The 15,141-nt window shown below is 33.3% G+C and carries 14 protein-coding genes and 2 tRNA genes; 2 read left to right on the forward strand and 14 right to left on the reverse strand.

Features of this window, described 5'->3' with window-relative positions; all coding sequences use genetic code 11:
• Nucleotides 1-43: 43 nt before the first annotated feature.
• The 3 genes from ACXAHM_RS11370 to ACXAHM_RS11380 form a co-directional block, all read right to left on the reverse strand.
• Nucleotides 44-1,585 (reverse strand): DUF4625 domain-containing protein, encoded by a 1,542-nt coding sequence (locus tag ACXAHM_RS11370; protein ID WP_474960562.1) that lies wholly within the window; start codon nt 1,583-1,585, stop codon nt 44-46.
• A gap of 413 nt (nt 1,586-1,998) precedes the next feature.
• Nucleotides 1,999-3,189, reverse strand: coding sequence for a glycoside hydrolase family 53 protein (locus tag ACXAHM_RS11375; protein ID WP_474960563.1), 1,191 nt, complete (start codon nt 3,187-3,189; stop codon nt 1,999-2,001).
• Nucleotides 3,190-3,191: 2 nt separating this feature from the next.
• Nucleotides 3,192-3,470, reverse strand: coding sequence for a winged helix-turn-helix transcriptional regulator (locus ACXAHM_RS11380; RefSeq protein ID WP_474960564.1), 279 nt, complete (start codon nt 3,468-3,470; stop codon nt 3,192-3,194).
• Nucleotides 3,471-3,630: 160 nt separating this feature from the next.
• Here ACXAHM_RS11380 and ACXAHM_RS11385 point away from each other — a divergent pair, with 160 nt between their 5' ends.
• Nucleotides 3,631-4,143 carry a lactoylglutathione lyase family protein gene (locus ACXAHM_RS11385; protein WP_474960565.1) on the forward strand — a complete coding sequence of 171 codons (513 nt, stop codon included), beginning with the start codon at nt 3,631-3,633 and terminating at the stop codon, nt 4,141-4,143.
• Nucleotides 4,144-4,202: 59 nt separating this feature from the next.
• On the opposite strand, the gene ACXAHM_RS11390 is transcribed toward ACXAHM_RS11385, so the two are convergent.
• From ACXAHM_RS11390 to ACXAHM_RS11440, 11 genes are all read right to left on the reverse strand, one after another.
• Nucleotides 4,203-5,438, reverse strand: coding sequence for a hypothetical protein (locus ACXAHM_RS11390; protein WP_474960566.1), 1,236 nt, complete (start codon nt 5,436-5,438; stop codon nt 4,203-4,205).
• Nucleotides 5,439-5,628: 190 nt separating this feature from the next.
• Entirely contained in the window at nt 5,629-6,183 is a 555-nt protein-coding gene (locus ACXAHM_RS11395) for a YceI family protein (protein ID WP_474960567.1), read from the reverse strand.
• A 366-nt stretch (nt 6,184-6,549) separates the two neighbouring features.
• Nucleotides 6,550-7,206: a lipoprotein signal peptidase gene (locus ACXAHM_RS11400; RefSeq protein WP_474960568.1), complete on the reverse strand. Its 657-nt coding sequence runs from the start codon at nt 7,204-7,206 to the stop codon at nt 6,550-6,552.
• Between the two features lie 29 nt (nt 7,207-7,235).
• Entirely contained in the window at nt 7,236-8,720 is a 1,485-nt protein-coding gene (locus ACXAHM_RS11405) for a TrkH family potassium uptake protein (protein ID WP_474960569.1), read from the reverse strand.
• Between the two features lie 14 nt (nt 8,721-8,734).
• Entirely contained in the window at nt 8,735-10,078 is a 1,344-nt protein-coding gene (trkA, locus tag ACXAHM_RS11410) for a Trk system potassium transporter TrkA (RefSeq protein ID WP_474960570.1), read from the reverse strand.
• A gap of 125 nt (nt 10,079-10,203) precedes the next feature.
• Entirely contained in the window at nt 10,204-11,748 is a 1,545-nt protein-coding gene (locus ACXAHM_RS11415) for a YifB family Mg chelatase-like AAA ATPase (RefSeq protein WP_474960571.1), read from the reverse strand.
• 43 nt (nt 11,749-11,791) lie between these two features.
• Complete coding sequence (locus ACXAHM_RS11420) at nt 11,792-12,895, reverse strand: tetratricopeptide repeat protein (RefSeq protein ID WP_474960572.1); 1,104 nt, start codon at nt 12,893-12,895, stop codon at nt 11,792-11,794.
• A 110-nt stretch (nt 12,896-13,005) separates the two neighbouring features.
• On the reverse strand, nt 13,006-13,704 hold the full coding sequence (locus tag ACXAHM_RS11425) for a hypothetical protein (protein WP_474960573.1): 699 nt from the start codon (nt 13,702-13,704) through the stop codon (nt 13,006-13,008).
• A gap of 89 nt (nt 13,705-13,793) precedes the next feature.
• A tRNA-Gln gene (locus ACXAHM_RS11430) sits at nt 13,794-13,866 on the reverse strand.
• A 34-nt stretch (nt 13,867-13,900) separates the two neighbouring features.
• Nucleotides 13,901-13,973 (reverse strand) — tRNA-Gln (locus ACXAHM_RS11435).
• A 106-nt stretch (nt 13,974-14,079) separates the two neighbouring features.
• Complete coding sequence (locus ACXAHM_RS11440; protein WP_474960574.1) at nt 14,080-14,628, reverse strand: hypothetical protein; 549 nt, start codon at nt 14,626-14,628, stop codon at nt 14,080-14,082.
• A 60-nt stretch (nt 14,629-14,688) separates the two neighbouring features.
• Here ACXAHM_RS11440 and ACXAHM_RS11445 point away from each other — a divergent pair, with 60 nt between their 5' ends.
• On the forward strand, nt 14,689-15,141 hold the full coding sequence (locus tag ACXAHM_RS11445; RefSeq protein ID WP_474960575.1) for a type I restriction enzyme HsdR N-terminal domain-containing protein: 453 nt from the start codon (nt 14,689-14,691) through the stop codon (nt 15,139-15,141).

The raw sequence follows: 15,141 nt of genomic DNA on the forward strand, positions 1-15,141 counted from the left end.
ATTTACCTGAATGATGTCGTTTTTTAGTTACAGAATGAATGACTTAATAAGTCACATTAAACTTGTATACTACTTTATCTGTTTGTCCTCTAATATCTGTAGCAACTATCGTAAGTGTGTACAATACATCACCTGACACATCCGCTACAGAAGCTTCAATAGGGAAAGAAGTATCCAAAGTAGTTCCTAAATCAACTGGATAAGAGGTAAATGCTTCCGCTTGGTCTAATCCTCCTCCAAAAGTTGGAATAGCATCATTATCACTTTCAAAAGTATACATAATAGAAGCCAAGCCTACATTTTCTTGTACTTTTCCTTCTACTCTAATTTCTATTCTTGACTGACCTGAAAAACGATTTGTAAAATCTTGTACTTCATTTTCAGGAATATATTCTTTTACACCGTTAATTACTAAATCTGCAACTCGAATATCCGGCGCTAAGTCTTCTCTTGCAACAAGTGAAAATCTAAAGAAAGATGCATTATCCCATGTCTGTTCAGCATCTTTTACTTTAATATTAATAAAAATTGTTTCACCCGCTTGAGTATCTAATAAATCAAATTCAAAACTTAAATGTTCACTCAATAGACTAGCAACATCTGCTTCAGAAACTCCATTAAGAGGTATTGTAATTGGTACCTCTTCAGTTCTTGGTGCTTGACCACCCATTTCTGTAGGAACACCAATACGAGTCACTTCTAATCTAGCAGAATCTAATCCACCATTATCAGAAAATTTTAAACTCGATAATTGGAAAACTTCACCTGGATGTAGCTGAACAATTCTATTGGAAGGGATTTCTATTCCTGATGCTTCTTCATAAGAAACGAATTGAGCTGGTAAATCATCACAATTTACATTGATTCTAACCGTCTCTTGCGTAATATTTCTATATCTGTCTTCAACAAAGATATTAAGATCATATTCACCATTTGCTAAACTATCAGGAATAAACAGTTGCTGTTGTACAATTGATTCTAAAGTCAAAGATGTACCTTCAACATTAAAATATCGTGGTGTTTGATTACCTATTGAAACTCCAATTCTTTTTAAAGCTACATTATCAGTTACAGCTCCATTAACTACAATAATTTCACCTCGGCATAATGCGTCATTTTCCTGATTAGCAGCAATCGCTGAAACTACATTTAAATTATCAATAACAGGTCCTGTAGTATCTGTACTAATATAAAAGTAGGTAGTATCTGTCACTTGATTTTCTCCAGCATCAGTATTACTTACTTCTAAGAAATATTGACCTGTTCTCACAAATGCAGGGATTAAAAATGTGGAATCAAAGTTAATTAATCTTGCATCAACATTTGTATACGTTGTATCGAAACCAAAAACGATTGTATCATTTAAGGTACTTTGGTTATCAACAATTTGAATTTTTACTCTTCCCTCATCGATGAGAACATTATCTCTAAAAGTAACATTGACATGAAGTGAATCTTTATAAAAATAGACGTTCTGCGTTTCTTCATCTAAAGAAACCGTAGGGCTAAATTCATCTTCTAATGTTATACATGAAATAAAAGCTGAAAAAGCAAAAAGATATAAGGTCAGATTCTGAAGTTTCATAAATTTTTCCGTTAGTCAATTGGCAATTTAATAAATGTTAATCACAGATAATAGGTTTTTACGCAAAGAATTAATAAAAGTTCGATAGGTATCTATAAGGTAACACCTCTACATATTTTAAATAATTTTTATATATAAATCTTAAAAAAGTTATAAACTGAGACGTATAAAATTAAAAAGCATAAATACTTACAGATTCTTTATTAGAATCTTCATATTTGTAATGTTCAATAAAGACATTAATGAAGTCGTTGAGCTACTAGAGTAGTTTCAACAAATCATTTAAAGAAAAACTATGTTAAGCAGCATAGAAGTCAGATGAATAGATTGAAGAGAGAGCTTGGAGAACGCTAGTTTTTTTAAAACTAGCGTTCTTTTTTTATAGACACTTCTGAATATTACGATTTGTAAAATTACTCTTCATAATCATAATTTGAATACTCAAAAACAGGAAGAGCATTGAAATTAAAATCAAAATAAGTACAATTTTCCCATGATGATCCGGTACCCCATAAAGTAGGTATTGGTACAGCAACCCAATCAGGCTCCCAATAAGCTACTCCAATAGCTCCTGCATTTTTCATTTTCTGTGTAAGGCTAACCATATAATCATACTGACCTTGTTGTGTATATGGATAACCATTTAATGGAGTTTGATCACCAAATAAATTATTCATATCATCTGCATGTTCAGTAGTCCAAGGGTAAGCTGTTTCAACTATAAAAATATCTTTATTAAATTCTGATTTTAAAGTAGATATCGTGCCTTCTAAGTTATCAAATGAAACAGTTGTATGCCATAATGGATAATAGGAGATTCCAATGATATCAAAATCAACAGAAGGAGAGTTTTGTTGTAAATTAGAAAACCACCAATCTATATTGGCTGGATCGGCAACATGCAAAATCGTTTCTATAGGTTCATTTACTTCAATTAATGCATTAATATCTTTTATAGCTTGTGAAGCACTATTTAATACTTTATTTAATCTATCCCAATGACCATTACACACATTACAATTGGGAAAGTTTTCATTTACTTCTGTATAAAACATACCACAATTGATTTCATTTCCTAATTGAATATACTTTGGAGTCAATCCTTTAGAAACCAATTGAAACAAAGTGTTATAGGTATAATGATAAACAGAGTCTACCAATACATCTATATCGTCAATATTTTCCCAAGCTTCTGGTACATATTGATGCTCAGGGTCTGCCCAAGTATCAGAATAATGTAAATCTAGGAGAATTTCCATTCCATTTGCCTGTCTAATCGAACGCTCAACATCTATAATATCATTGTACATTGTAGTACCAGAAAGATCCTGTGTCCAAGTTGGATTGTGCCAAAGACGTAATCTCATGACGTTTGTTCCCTTCTCTGCAAAAATTTGATAGGGATCTTTTGAAGTATTATCGACCTTAAAGTTTCCACCATTATCAACAATCTGATTTAAGTATGATAAATCAGCACCGTATAGAAAGTTTGTTGTTTCTTCTTCCTCTACTTCTTTTACTTCATCGTCTTTACAACCAAATAATAAAGTAGCGACGACAAATAGGTAAAAGGCTTTTACTATTCTATTTTTTTCTAATTTCATATTTACTTTTTCTCTAAATAATTCTTACCCCAATTATCCATCAATTCTAAGATTCCTTTTAAGGATAAACCTAATTCTGTCAGTTCATTTTCTACCTTTGGTGGAACTTCTGGAAATACTGTTCTTTTAATCAACTGGCACTCTTCTAATTCTCTAACTGTTTGAGCAAACATTTTATTTGAGATCTCAGGTATAGTTTTTTGTAACTCTCCAGAACGCATTTTTCCTTCTAATAAATGAAAAAGAACTAACAGCTTCCATTTACTTCCTATAAAATCCATTGTCAGATGGAGTGAACATTCATAATTTTTATTAATCATTGAATTTTTAATTGACTTAAAATCAGTAATTCTAACCTTTTGGTAACTGTAGAACTAATTTGTAAGATATTGATATACAGATTACTTATCTTTAATATTGTGCAAAATAAATCAAAATAACATGAGTAAAAAACAAAGTTACCCAAGATCTTTTTCCCACATTGGTATTACAGTTCCTGATATACACAAAGCAGTAGAATTTTATGAAAATGTAATGGGTTGGTATGTCATTATGCAACCTTCTGATGTGAAAGAAGAAAATGAAACAGCGATTGGTCAAATGTGTATAGACGTATTTGGTTCAGGTTGGGGATCATTCAAAATTGCACACATGTCAACTTCAGATGGAATTGGTATTGAGTTATTCTCTTTCCCAACTACAAAAGCTGAAAAACCTGCCTTTAATCCATTCAATGCTGGTTTATTCCATTTCTGTGTTCAAGATCCAAATATTGAAGAACTGACTCAAAAAATTGTAGAGGCAGGAGGAAAACAAAGAATGCCTATCCGTGAATATTACCCAGATTCAAAACCTTATAAAATGGTTTATGTTGAAGATCCATTTGGTGTTGTATTCGAAATTTATACACATAGTTATGAGCTTACCTATTCTTCAGGTGCTTATGAAGAATAATACAAAAAGGTCAGTTCTTTTCAGGAACTGACCTTTTGTTTTTATATCTATTCTTTAGATTAGAATCCGATTGCTGCTTCTAACATGAAACCATCAAATTCACCACCTGCATAAGTTGAGTTAGGTGAGATTGTGTTTTCATAAGGCTCATAGTCAAGGTATGTTTGCTTAACATATGAAGCTTTGATTGAAACATTTTTTGTCATAAACCATCCTGCAGAAATTTCGTAACGATTTTGACGAACATCTTGTTCTCCGATGATTAAAGCACCGTCAGTTCCATATTCAGCTGCATTAGTACCCCAAGCTGTGTTGTAACGACCACCAACATTGAATTGCTCCTTACCACCGAAACGGTAGATTAATTCACCTGATAATTGTTCCCAAACTCTGTTATCATAACCTGAGTTATATTCTACATCTGATAAACCTCTTGAGTTTTCATAAGTACCAAAGAACTCTAAACCATGGTATTTGATAAATGTGTTGGCCATAACCGCATCGATATTGTGTGTGAAATTAGGATTCACACGACCTGATCTGAAGTCATCACCTTCTGGAGACATCACATTGTAGAATCTTGAACCAGCTCGATCACCTGCATAAAGGTTTGAGTTATTCAAGTTTGAGTTGTGATAAACTGAACCTGTAACACGAACTCTTAACTCATCATTTACTTGTTTGTCTACACCTAGTTTACCGTATACTGACCAGTTACCTGTAGAAGTTACTGATTGGTTTAAAGCACCATTTGACATACCGAACATACCAATGAATCCATTTTTCTGAGCATAAAATTCCATTGCCATCTCAGTTGCGAATGCATCCATGATTGTGTTACCAATAAATGCATTACCCATAGTGTAAGCATTATTTGTACGACGGAAATGTTGATCACCGTAGTTTACTTCCATTTGACCTACTTTAATAGTCACAACATCCATAACGTTGTCTAACATTTGGTTGTCAAGACCTAAGAAGTTCAAATTATCAATTTGTAAGTAACCACCCATTACCCAAGTATCATTATGGTGACGAGATGAAAGGTATGTGTTTAAGTTAACTCTCACACCATCTGCTAATTGAGCATCGATGTTCAAATTCGCTGTAGGTAAGTTGAAGTTTGTATGTAACTCCGGTAAGTTGTTTAAGTTATTACTTTGACTCAAACTTTGCATTTGAAGTGCGAAATCTGCACCAATACGTACTTTAATTCCGTCAAATCCTACAGTATCAATTTTTGATGTTTCGAATACATTCAATCCGCGTTGATCATTATAGCGGTAGTACTGCATGTCTCTGTTAAAGATACCATGATCACTCTGAGCAAATGCATTGAATGAGAAAATTGTAAGAAGTAAAGCAATTGAAATTTAGTATAAATTTTTCATTTGTAAGAAAGTAACAATATATGATGATAATAAATTAGGTAAGTTCTCAAGAGGAATTAGAGGTAGCAAATCTCTAATTCCTCTTGAAAATATCTTAGTTGAAAGAGGCTTTGTACACGATAGATACTTCATCCCCCGTTGTAATCGTCCCGAACATTGCTGTTGGAGGCTCTACATTGTAAGATGACATATTGAAAGTTGTTTTACCCTCGAAAGTCACTATTCCACCTGAAACAGTTGATTTAGCTACTAAAGTCACATCTTTTGTTGTACCCGCGATAGTCAATTGACCTTTTGCTGTCACTGTACCATCTGCTGCTACTGTAGCTGAAGAAGCTTTGAATGTTATGTTTGGAAATTTCTTTTCATTTAATGCAGAATAAATATTTTTATCCATTGCACTTTTTCCTGAATTAATACCTTTAACAATAAATGTTAGACCTAAAGCATTCACTCCAGTCACCTTATTTCCATCTAATGTAACATCTGCATTTCCTGAAATTTCTTTGACATCACAGTGCCAATCATGAAGAGAAGATGTTCCTTCAATTTTAATTGTACTATTGTCCGCTGAATAATTTTTCGTTTGTGCTATTGATGTTAATGAAGCGAAAATTGAAAGGAATAAAATAAGTAATGATTTTTTCATTTTCCTGATGTATAAAATTAGATAATTAATTAACTGTTAGGTGTTTATCTCTTTATTATAAAGTAGATGATTGTATCAATTTCTCTTTGATTACACTTCAAATGTAGCAGGGTAATTTAGATTTTTTATAAGTATTTTAGTTAGCAACAGTAAATAAAAAACAATAAAATTTAATGAAACTTGCTTTTTTCAAAAGTCTCTTTTCACCGATGACTTACGTCACTTTCTTACAATGACCGCTATTATTAATACCAAATCAAAAGGTGACTTCCATCAAAATTAGATCAATATTAAACATAAAAAATAGTACATAAAAAAAGAGCAGTAATTGTATATTACTGCTCTTTTCATATATATGTAACCTAATTAGTTACTCTCTACTACTGAATCTTCTTCATGAGCTTTCTCAAACTCTGTAAATGTATTCTGAAAAATCAATATGAAAACAACTCCTAGGAAAATTGCTGAATCCGCAATATTAAATACAGGGCTGAAAAATAAGAAATGATCTCCACCTACCATCGGTAACCAAGAGGGGAAATTTCCTTCTACCATCGGGAAATATAACATGTCAATTACCTGACCATGAAACCAAGGTGTCGATGATCCTGGAATTGCATTTCCTTCAATCAATACGCCATAGAAAATACTATCAATTGCATTACCAATAGCACCTCCTAATATCATTGCGATACAAATCAAGAATCCAGGATGAGTGGGTTTCTTGTATAAACTATAAATTGCGTAAACAATACCTCCTGAAGCTATAATTCTGAATAATGTCAATAGTAACTTGCCATATTCATTTCCGAATTGCATTCCAAATGCCATTCCCGGGTTTAATAAGTAATGTAAACGGAACCAATCACCCAAGACATGAACCTCTCCCAAGGTTCCCATTTCCATGTAGTTATGGACAAGAATCTTACTGATTTGATCAATTATAATGACTAATATAGCTACGCCGTAAATGGCGGATAAACTTATTTTCTTTTTATTTTCTTTCACTACTTCAAACTCCACGTTGTATGATAAAAAAATTGTATATGTTGCTAGAATCTACTCCAGAAATATGGTGTGAAGATAATCATTACTGTAAACAATTCTAACCTTCCTAACAACATTAAGAAAGATAATACCCATTTTACAGCATCTGGAAGGTGTGCAAAGTTGTCGACAGGTCCAACAGAACCAATACCAGGGCCAATATTACCAATTGAAGTGGCTACTGCTCCTAGAGATGACATTAAATCTACACCTAATGCAGATAAGACTAAAATTCCAAGGCCATAAATTAATAAATAGGCCATAATAAATGCAAGAACATTGAAAGTAATCCCTTCTTTGATCGCTTTATTATTAAATCTTACTGGAATAATTGCCGTAGGGTGTAACTGTCTTTTTAATTCTAAAAATGTATTTTTAAATAAAATGATATGACGAACGATCTTTACTCCACCTGCAGTTGACCCTGCCATACCTCCACAAAACATCAAAATAAAGATGATCATGGTAGCAAAAGGAGCCCAAGCAGTATAATCCGCTGAAACATATCCGGTAGTTGTTATGATAGAAACGACCTGGAATAAAGCATCTCTAAAGGATTTTTCGACACCTAAATCTGTTGTAAAAGCAACAACACTACCAATTGCTAATGATGCTCCAAAGATAATAATGATATAATAACGATACTCTTCATTAGTCCAGATAGACTTAAACATTCTTTTGAATAGAAAATAATTCAGAGTAAAGTTTGTACCCGCCAAAATCATGAAGAAGATCAATATATATTGGATATAAGGCGTCATTGAAGCGGCACTATCATTATAGGTAGAAAAACCACCTGTAGCCATAGTTGTTAGTGCATGATTTATTGCATCATAAAAACTCATCCCGCCTGTCATTAATAACACAAGCTCGATTAAAGTCAATCCTGCATATACCCACCAAAGTCTTTTGGCTGTTTCTTTGATTCTAGGTTGTAATTTATCTGGAGAAATACCTGGTGCTTCAGCCACAAATAACTGCATTCCGCCAATTCCTAAGAAGGGTAGGACAGCCACAGCCAAAACAATAATACCCATTCCTCCAATCCATTGTGTTAATGATCTCCAGAATAAAATTCCTTTACCAACACTTTCGATATCTGTAAGAATAGATGCTCCTGTCGTAGAATAACCAGAAATTGTTTCAAAATAAGCATCCGCTAATGAAGGAACCTCATGACTAAAGAGATAAGGAAGACTCCCAAAAAATGCCATTACAGCCCATCCAAAGGTCACAATGATGTATCCATCTTTCTTCTTAATCTCTCTTTTATATCCTCTATGTTCTCCATAAAGAACAGTTAGTCCTCCTGCTAAAATACTGACACCACCAGCTTGAATTAATGCCCACCAGTCACCATCTCCAAAATAAAAAGAAAAGGGAAGGCAGGTTAACATGAAAACCCCATTGATAATAATAAGGATTCCCATAATTCTTGAAATAAGTCCAATATTGAATTGACTCTTTCTTTGTCGTAGTTGTTCTCCCATGTTGCTGTTAGTAATTAACGGAAAAAGGCTTCGACTTTTGAGATGCATTCAGGACGAGTAAGTACCACAACACGATCATATGGTTCGAATTGGAAGTCCCCTTTAGGAATATAAGCTTTTCCTTTACGAATAGCTCCTCCAATAATAGCAGATTTAGGAAAACCTAATGCTCTTAATTCCTTTTTCGTCACTGGTGAATTTTCATTGACAACAAATTCCAATACTTCTGCGTCCACACCATGAACGTTGGTCAATGAAATAATTTCACCTCTACGGATATATCTAAAAATAAAACTTGCTGCAATTAGTTTTTTATTGATCAAAGTATCCACGCCCATGTTTTGTGACAAGTGGATGTAATCCATATTCTCTACTAATGCAATTGTTTTTTGAACACCATGTTTTTTAGCCACTAGAGAAGTAATGATGTTTGTTTCAGAATCTCCTGTTACAGCAATAAAAGCATCAGCAGTATCAATTCCTTCTTCTTCTAGTAAATCCACATTACGTCCATCACCATTAATCACCAAAGTATTCGGTAATTCTTCAGCCATTTCAATTGCTTTATCACGATCTTTTTCGATCAAAACAACATTATATTTATGACTCAATGAACGTGCTGCATAAAATCCTACTTTACCACCTCCAAGAATAATAATTCGCTTAATTTTCTTAGAAAGTTTTTTCCTTGTAAGCTGAAGAACACTTTCTACACCTTCAGGTTTAGCAATATAGTAAACGTGGTCTCCTAATTGGAATTTTGTATTACCTCTCGGAATGATGGTTTCATCATTACGTAAAATGGCAACCGTCAAAAATTTAAAATCAGGATTTAGATAGGCTGTTTCCTCTAATGTTTTTCCACACAGAGGCTTTTCTTCATCGATAGTAATACCAATAAGCGATAATAATCCTTTCTCGAATTCAAAAGTATCTGTAATTGCAGCCTCTTTTAATAGACGTTTGATCTCTTTTGTTGCCAAAAGTTGAGGTGAAATCATTTCATCCACACCCATTCTTCTCATGTCTAAAACATCTCGGTTGTGCAAATACTCACTATTGTTTACTCTAGCAATAGTCCTTTTTGTACCTAATCGTTTAGCCACCATAGCGGTAATTAGGTTGGTTTCTTCCGAAGAAGTTACCGCTATTAACATATCCGATTTACTAACTCTTGCATCTTGCAAAGTCTCGAATGATGTTGATGAACCCTTGATTGTGGCCACATCAATATGATTAGCCGCATGATTCAAGCTTTCCTCATCGGTATCGATAAGGGTAATATCGTGATCTTCGTGTGCCAGTAGTTTTCCTAAATGAAATCCTACATCTCCAGCACCTGCGATAATGATTTTCACAAGTTAAATCTCTTTATTGATAGTACTATTTCTATAAACATAGAAACCTAAGACAAATATAAGTTGATTTTTTGGATAGCTGTAATTTTTAAGATTTAATGAAACAAAAGAGAAAAAGGAGATTTCTAACCTTCTGCCCAACTTTCTCTATCCAAACTTCTATATTGAATGGCTTCTGCTATATGTTCTGCTTTAATATTTTCACTTTCTGCTAAGTCCGCAATCGTTCTACTTACCTTAAGAATACGATCATAAGCACGTGCAGAAAGGCCTAATCTATCCATGGCCGCTTTTAATAGGTTTTTACCTAAAGCATCCAAAGTACAAACTCTTTTCACCAATTGAGAAGGCATCATTGCATTACAATGTACTGCTTCTGAAAATTCTTTAAACCTCTCTTTCTGAAGTTCTCTTGCTGCAAGTACACGTTTTCTTATCTCTTCACTACTTTCTGCGGGTTTTACTTCTGTCATTTCTTCAAAAGAAACTGGCGTTACTTCAACATGAAGATCTATTCGGTCCAATAATGGTCCACTCACTTTATTTAAGTAACGTTGTACAGCCCCTGGAGGACAAGAACAATCCTTTTCTGGATGATTATGATATCCACACGGGCAAGGATTCATACTTGCTATAAGCATAAAATTAGCAGGGAAATCTACGGACATTTTTGCCCTAGAGATTGTCACTCTTCTTTCTTCTAAAGGCTGACGCATTACTTCCAGAACTGTTCTTTTATATTCTGGTAATTCATCCAAAAACAAAACACCATTGTGAGATAAAGAAATTTCACCAGGTTGTGGAATTCCGCCACCTCCCACTAAAGCAGCATCACTAATAGTATGATGTGGAGCTCTAAATGGACGAGTTGAAATTAATTGTCCATTTGCACCCAATTTCCCGGCAACTGAATGAATTTTAGTGGTTTCTAATGCTTCAGGAAGGCTCAATGATGGTAAAATAGTGGGTAATCTTTTTGCGAGCATCGTTTTCCCTGCACCAGGAGGGCCTACCATAATCACATTATGACCGCCAGCTGCAGCAATTTCCATTGCTCTTTTCATATTTTCCTGCCCTTGTACTTGAGAAAAATCCACCTCATATTCATCAAGCGTATCCGTAAATAATTCTCTAGTATCAATTTTAAGGGGTAGGATCGCTTTATCACCTTGAATAAATTCTATAGCTTCCAATAAATTAGATACTCCAATGACATCTAGATTATTCACTATAGCGGCTTCTTTTGCATTTTCTTTTGGTAAAATAAAACCTTTGAACCCCATTTTACGAGCTTCAATTGCAATAGGTAAAGCACCTTTAATAGGTCTAAGGTTTCCATCCAATGATAATTCACCAAGAATTACATATTGATCAAAGTCTCTCGCTCCAATTTGACCAGAAGCTTGTAAAATTGAAAGTGCAATAGGCAAATCAAATGCTGCTCCTTCTTTTTTTGCAGCAGCAGGAGCAAGGTTTACCAATACTTTTTGACGAGGAATAGCATAGCCAAAATGCTTTACAGCAGACTCTACACGGTGTTCACTTTCTTTGATTGCACTATCAGGAAGACCTACAACGTAAAGATTTTTTCCATTGAGTACATTTACCTCCACTTCAATCAAAGTAGCATCTACGCCATAGACAGAACTGCCAAAAGTTTTTGAAATCATAGTTTACTATTAGTTTATGAATCGTTGAAAATATAGTTAGATTTTATGATTGTGTCTCCTCACTGCTTGTTGTTGTTTCTTCCGTTTCAACAGGAGGAGCATATAATTGTCTTAATGTTGCTCTTAATTTACGTAAAGCTAATCGAGCATCTTGATAAGTTGGGTCTAATTGTAATGCTTTATCATAATTAGTTCTTGCTTCTGCATAATTTCTTAGTACATAATGGTTCGTCAGTCCTAATTCATACCAAAGTTCTTTTCGATCAGGATCAAACTTTAAACCTTCCAAAAATACTTTATTTGCTTCTAATGGCTGTCTTTTCCTTCTATAAAGTTTTCCTAATTGTCTGGATGATTTCCAATGTGTAGGATTTTCTTCAAGTACTTTGGCAAATACAACTATTGCACTATCATAATTATCTTGCTCATTGAGAATTAAACCTTGAGCATATTTCAATTCACTTGAAGAAATTCTTGCATCTCTTGCATTCTGATATGTTAAAATTGCATTATCTAAGTCTCCTAGAATAATATAACTATCGATTAAGCCTGCATATGCTATTGTATCCAAGGGATAAAAATCTATCGCTTTTTGATAGTTCGGAATAGCAAGATCATATTTATTCATTAATGAATAAGTATTTCCTAGAGCTAAAAAGGTTTTACTATTTTGAGGTACTTCAGTTAATGAATTTTCTAAAAATAGTAAAGCACTATCATATTGATTTAGTGAAGAATAAGCAGAGCCAATAAAAGTTTTTAGTTGTGGGTGTCTAAAACCTAATCCTAAAGCTTTTTTTCCATTAGTGATAGCTTCTCTCATATTACCTAAGAAATAATGACTTGTTGCAATTGAAAAAAAGTATTCCCCATTTGTAGAATCCAATTTAATTGCGATTTCTAAATCATCCATCGCTCCAGCATAATCTTTTTTTCTAAGTTTTGCTACTCCTCGTTTGGAATATAAAGTGGCATCTGAAGATTTTTTTGCAATAACATTATCCAAAAAAGAAATTTGCTTGTCATAAAATTCTTTTTCATGTGAAGAAGCGTCTACTAGTCCCTCTAAAGTGTCCTGCTTTTCTTGACAACTTATTAGACCTATAAAAAGAAGTAATACAACTATATATTTATTACTAAACATCATTAATCTGCTATTCGTAAAGGCGAACTTTTATTTCAGATTGCAAAATGCAAAAAAAAAGCTCACTTTGAGGGAAAGTGAGCTTTAAATATATTTTTTAGGTAACTAAACTACTATAATTTATTCTCTCTTTTACGAAGAGAGCTTAATTCTTTCTGTAATTCTTCACCTTTATTTCTTTCTGTAACTAATTCTCTACGTACTTGCATTTCTCTTTCTTGAGCTCTAGTTCTGAACTCATTAAATTCTGCTTGTAGTGAATCATGATCTTTTTTAATAATGCTTACCGCTTGATTATTCGATTTAAAACGAATCAATAGTACTACAACAATAATGACTAAAACACCTACAATTGTAAATGCTGTATACATTACTGAATACTTAGGCATATCAATTCCCATCAGGTTAATGTAATCACCCAAATCAATTAACCTATCTTTCTCTCCAAGGCGTGATTGCATTTCTTTCACTTCTTGTTGAGCTAATACTGTTTCTTTACGTGCATCAATTGCATCTGAATAGGCTGTTTGAAGGGAATCTTCTACTCTCAACCAATATTGGTCTAACCAATTTTGTTTGATCATTCTATATTCTTTCCAACGACCACCTCTTTTTGACATATATTTGTAACCTGACAATAATGTGTCATCAGCCGGACCTGTAGGTTTAGCAGGTTTTGGCTTAACAGTTGTTGTTGATTTTTTAGCTGTACTAGTAGAAGTACTTGAACCTGCAGTCTCTTGCGCGTAAACACTTGATAAACTGACTGTTAACGCAAGTGTTGTTACTAATTTTACAATTCTTTTTAACATGCTAGTAATTTTTTTATCTATCTATATTACAAATATAGAAATAGCGGGGAAAAAAAAAGCCTTACAGTGTAAAACTATAAGGCTTTTTGTTGTCCGACCAGGTCTCGAACCTGGACTCTTCTGAACCAAAATCAGACGTGTTGCCAATTACACCATCGGACAGTTTTCAAAGAAAGGATTCTGAATAATTCGGTTGTTGTCCGACCAGGTCTCGAACCTGGACTCTTCTGAACCAAAATCAGACGTGTTGCCAATTACACCATCGGACAATCTTTGAATCCGTTTCTCTGAAATGCGATGCAAAAGTAGAAGAATAGTTCTTACTATCCAAATTATTTATTAAAATAATCTACAAATAAATGTAAATTTAAAATTTTAAAATCTTGAATTACTCCTATTTCCCATATATACTTCTGCTTGCACTTGATCAATAAAATATTGTATATCAGAACTTTCCACATCAATAAAGAATTGATTTTCTGTTCCGTTAAAAAATTTTACTTGGAGTTGAAAATTTCCAATAAATCCAAAATAAAATAAGAGAGATGAACCTACAAATAAGGACAAACCAGTAAACATTGAGATATTCCCAAGATTAGCTGCTACCAATGATAATGGGCCTAATATTCCTCCAACTAATAAAGGAAGAATTAATTTTTTCTTTTGTAAAGAAATAGACTGTATCGTTTTTCTTTCAAACTTTCTATGAGTAGATGGTAGATTTATTTCAAAAAACATAGTCGTAAGTTTTAAAAAAAAGCTTTCATCCAACTGATAGACCTGACCTTCGTTATCTTCCATATTAATCCATTTATATAGATAACTATAAGAATAATAATATTTATCCTTTTTTGAAGGTAAGGTACTTTGAGTATACTCTTTCTCGACTGAAAAATATTTTTTCTTATCTGGCAAACTATTCATTTTTAAAATTCTACTCTAAAATAAGATCTTTCTTTTTATTTTTACTTTAAATTAGATTCAATGCAAGATTTAAACTTACCAAAGTATAATGTCCGACTTGAAAAGAAAGATGGAAAGACTTACATTTTTGATCCTATACGAAAAAAAATGCTTCAGCTTACACCGGAAGAATGGGTAAGGCAGCAATTCTTACAAATGCTTTTATCAATGGGAGTATCCAAAGGGTTAATAGGAATTGAAAATGGTTTAAAGGTAAATAAAAAAGCAAAGCGTTCTGATCTTCTTTTATACGATAGAAGTGGAGCTCCACATTTATTGATTGAATGCAAAGCACCTACTGTAAAACTTACAAATGAGACTTTTAAGCAAGTCGCTGCTTATAATGCGACCATTAAGGCTCCTTATATTGGTATCACCAATGGTTTACAGCATTATTTTTGTCAAATTGATTTTAAAAATGCATCCTATACTTTTTTAAAAGAAATTCCACTTCCTCCATATGTCAAAAAATAA

This window comes from Flammeovirga sp. AWQ4_249 (genome assembly GCF_056161045.1).

What these genes read in the sequence shown, in the direction of transcription:
- ACXAHM_RS11370 (WP_474960562.1), bottom strand. Translation starts at nt 1,585, where the DNA reads ATGAAACTTCAGAATCTGACCTTATATCTTTTTGCTTTTTCAGCTTTT.
- ACXAHM_RS11375 (WP_474960563.1), bottom strand. Translation starts at nt 3,189, where the DNA reads ATGAAATTAGAAAAAAATAGAATAGTAAAAGCCTTTTACCTATTTGTC.
- ACXAHM_RS11380 (WP_474960564.1), bottom strand. Translation starts at nt 3,470, where the DNA reads ATGGATTTTATAGGAAGTAAATGGAAGCTGTTAGTTCTTTTTCATTTA.
- ACXAHM_RS11385 (WP_474960565.1), top strand. Translation starts at nt 3,631, where the DNA reads ATGAGTAAAAAACAAAGTTACCCAAGATCTTTTTCCCACATTGGTATT.
- ACXAHM_RS11390 (WP_474960566.1), bottom strand. Translation starts at nt 5,438, where the DNA reads ATGCAGTACTACCGCTATAATGATCAACGCGGATTGAATGTATTCGAA.
- ACXAHM_RS11395 (WP_474960567.1), bottom strand. Translation starts at nt 6,183, where the DNA reads ATGAAAAAATCATTACTTATTTTATTCCTTTCAATTTTCGCTTCATTA.
- ACXAHM_RS11405 (WP_474960569.1), bottom strand. Translation starts at nt 8,720, where the DNA reads ATGGGAGAACAACTACGACAAAGAAAGAGTCAATTCAATATTGGACTT.
- ACXAHM_RS11415 (WP_474960571.1), bottom strand. Translation starts at nt 11,748, where the DNA reads ATGATTTCAAAAACTTTTGGCAGTTCTGTCTATGGCGTAGATGCTACT.
- ACXAHM_RS11420 (WP_474960572.1), bottom strand. Translation starts at nt 12,895, where the DNA reads ATGATGTTTAGTAATAAATATATAGTTGTATTACTTCTTTTTATAGGT.
- ACXAHM_RS11425 (WP_474960573.1), bottom strand. Translation starts at nt 13,704, where the DNA reads ATGTTAAAAAGAATTGTAAAATTAGTAACAACACTTGCGTTAACAGTC.
- ACXAHM_RS11440 (WP_474960574.1), bottom strand. Translation starts at nt 14,628, where the DNA reads ATGAATAGTTTGCCAGATAAGAAAAAATATTTTTCAGTCGAGAAAGAG.
- ACXAHM_RS11445 (WP_474960575.1), top strand. Translation starts at nt 14,689, where the DNA reads ATGCAAGATTTAAACTTACCAAAGTATAATGTCCGACTTGAAAAGAAA.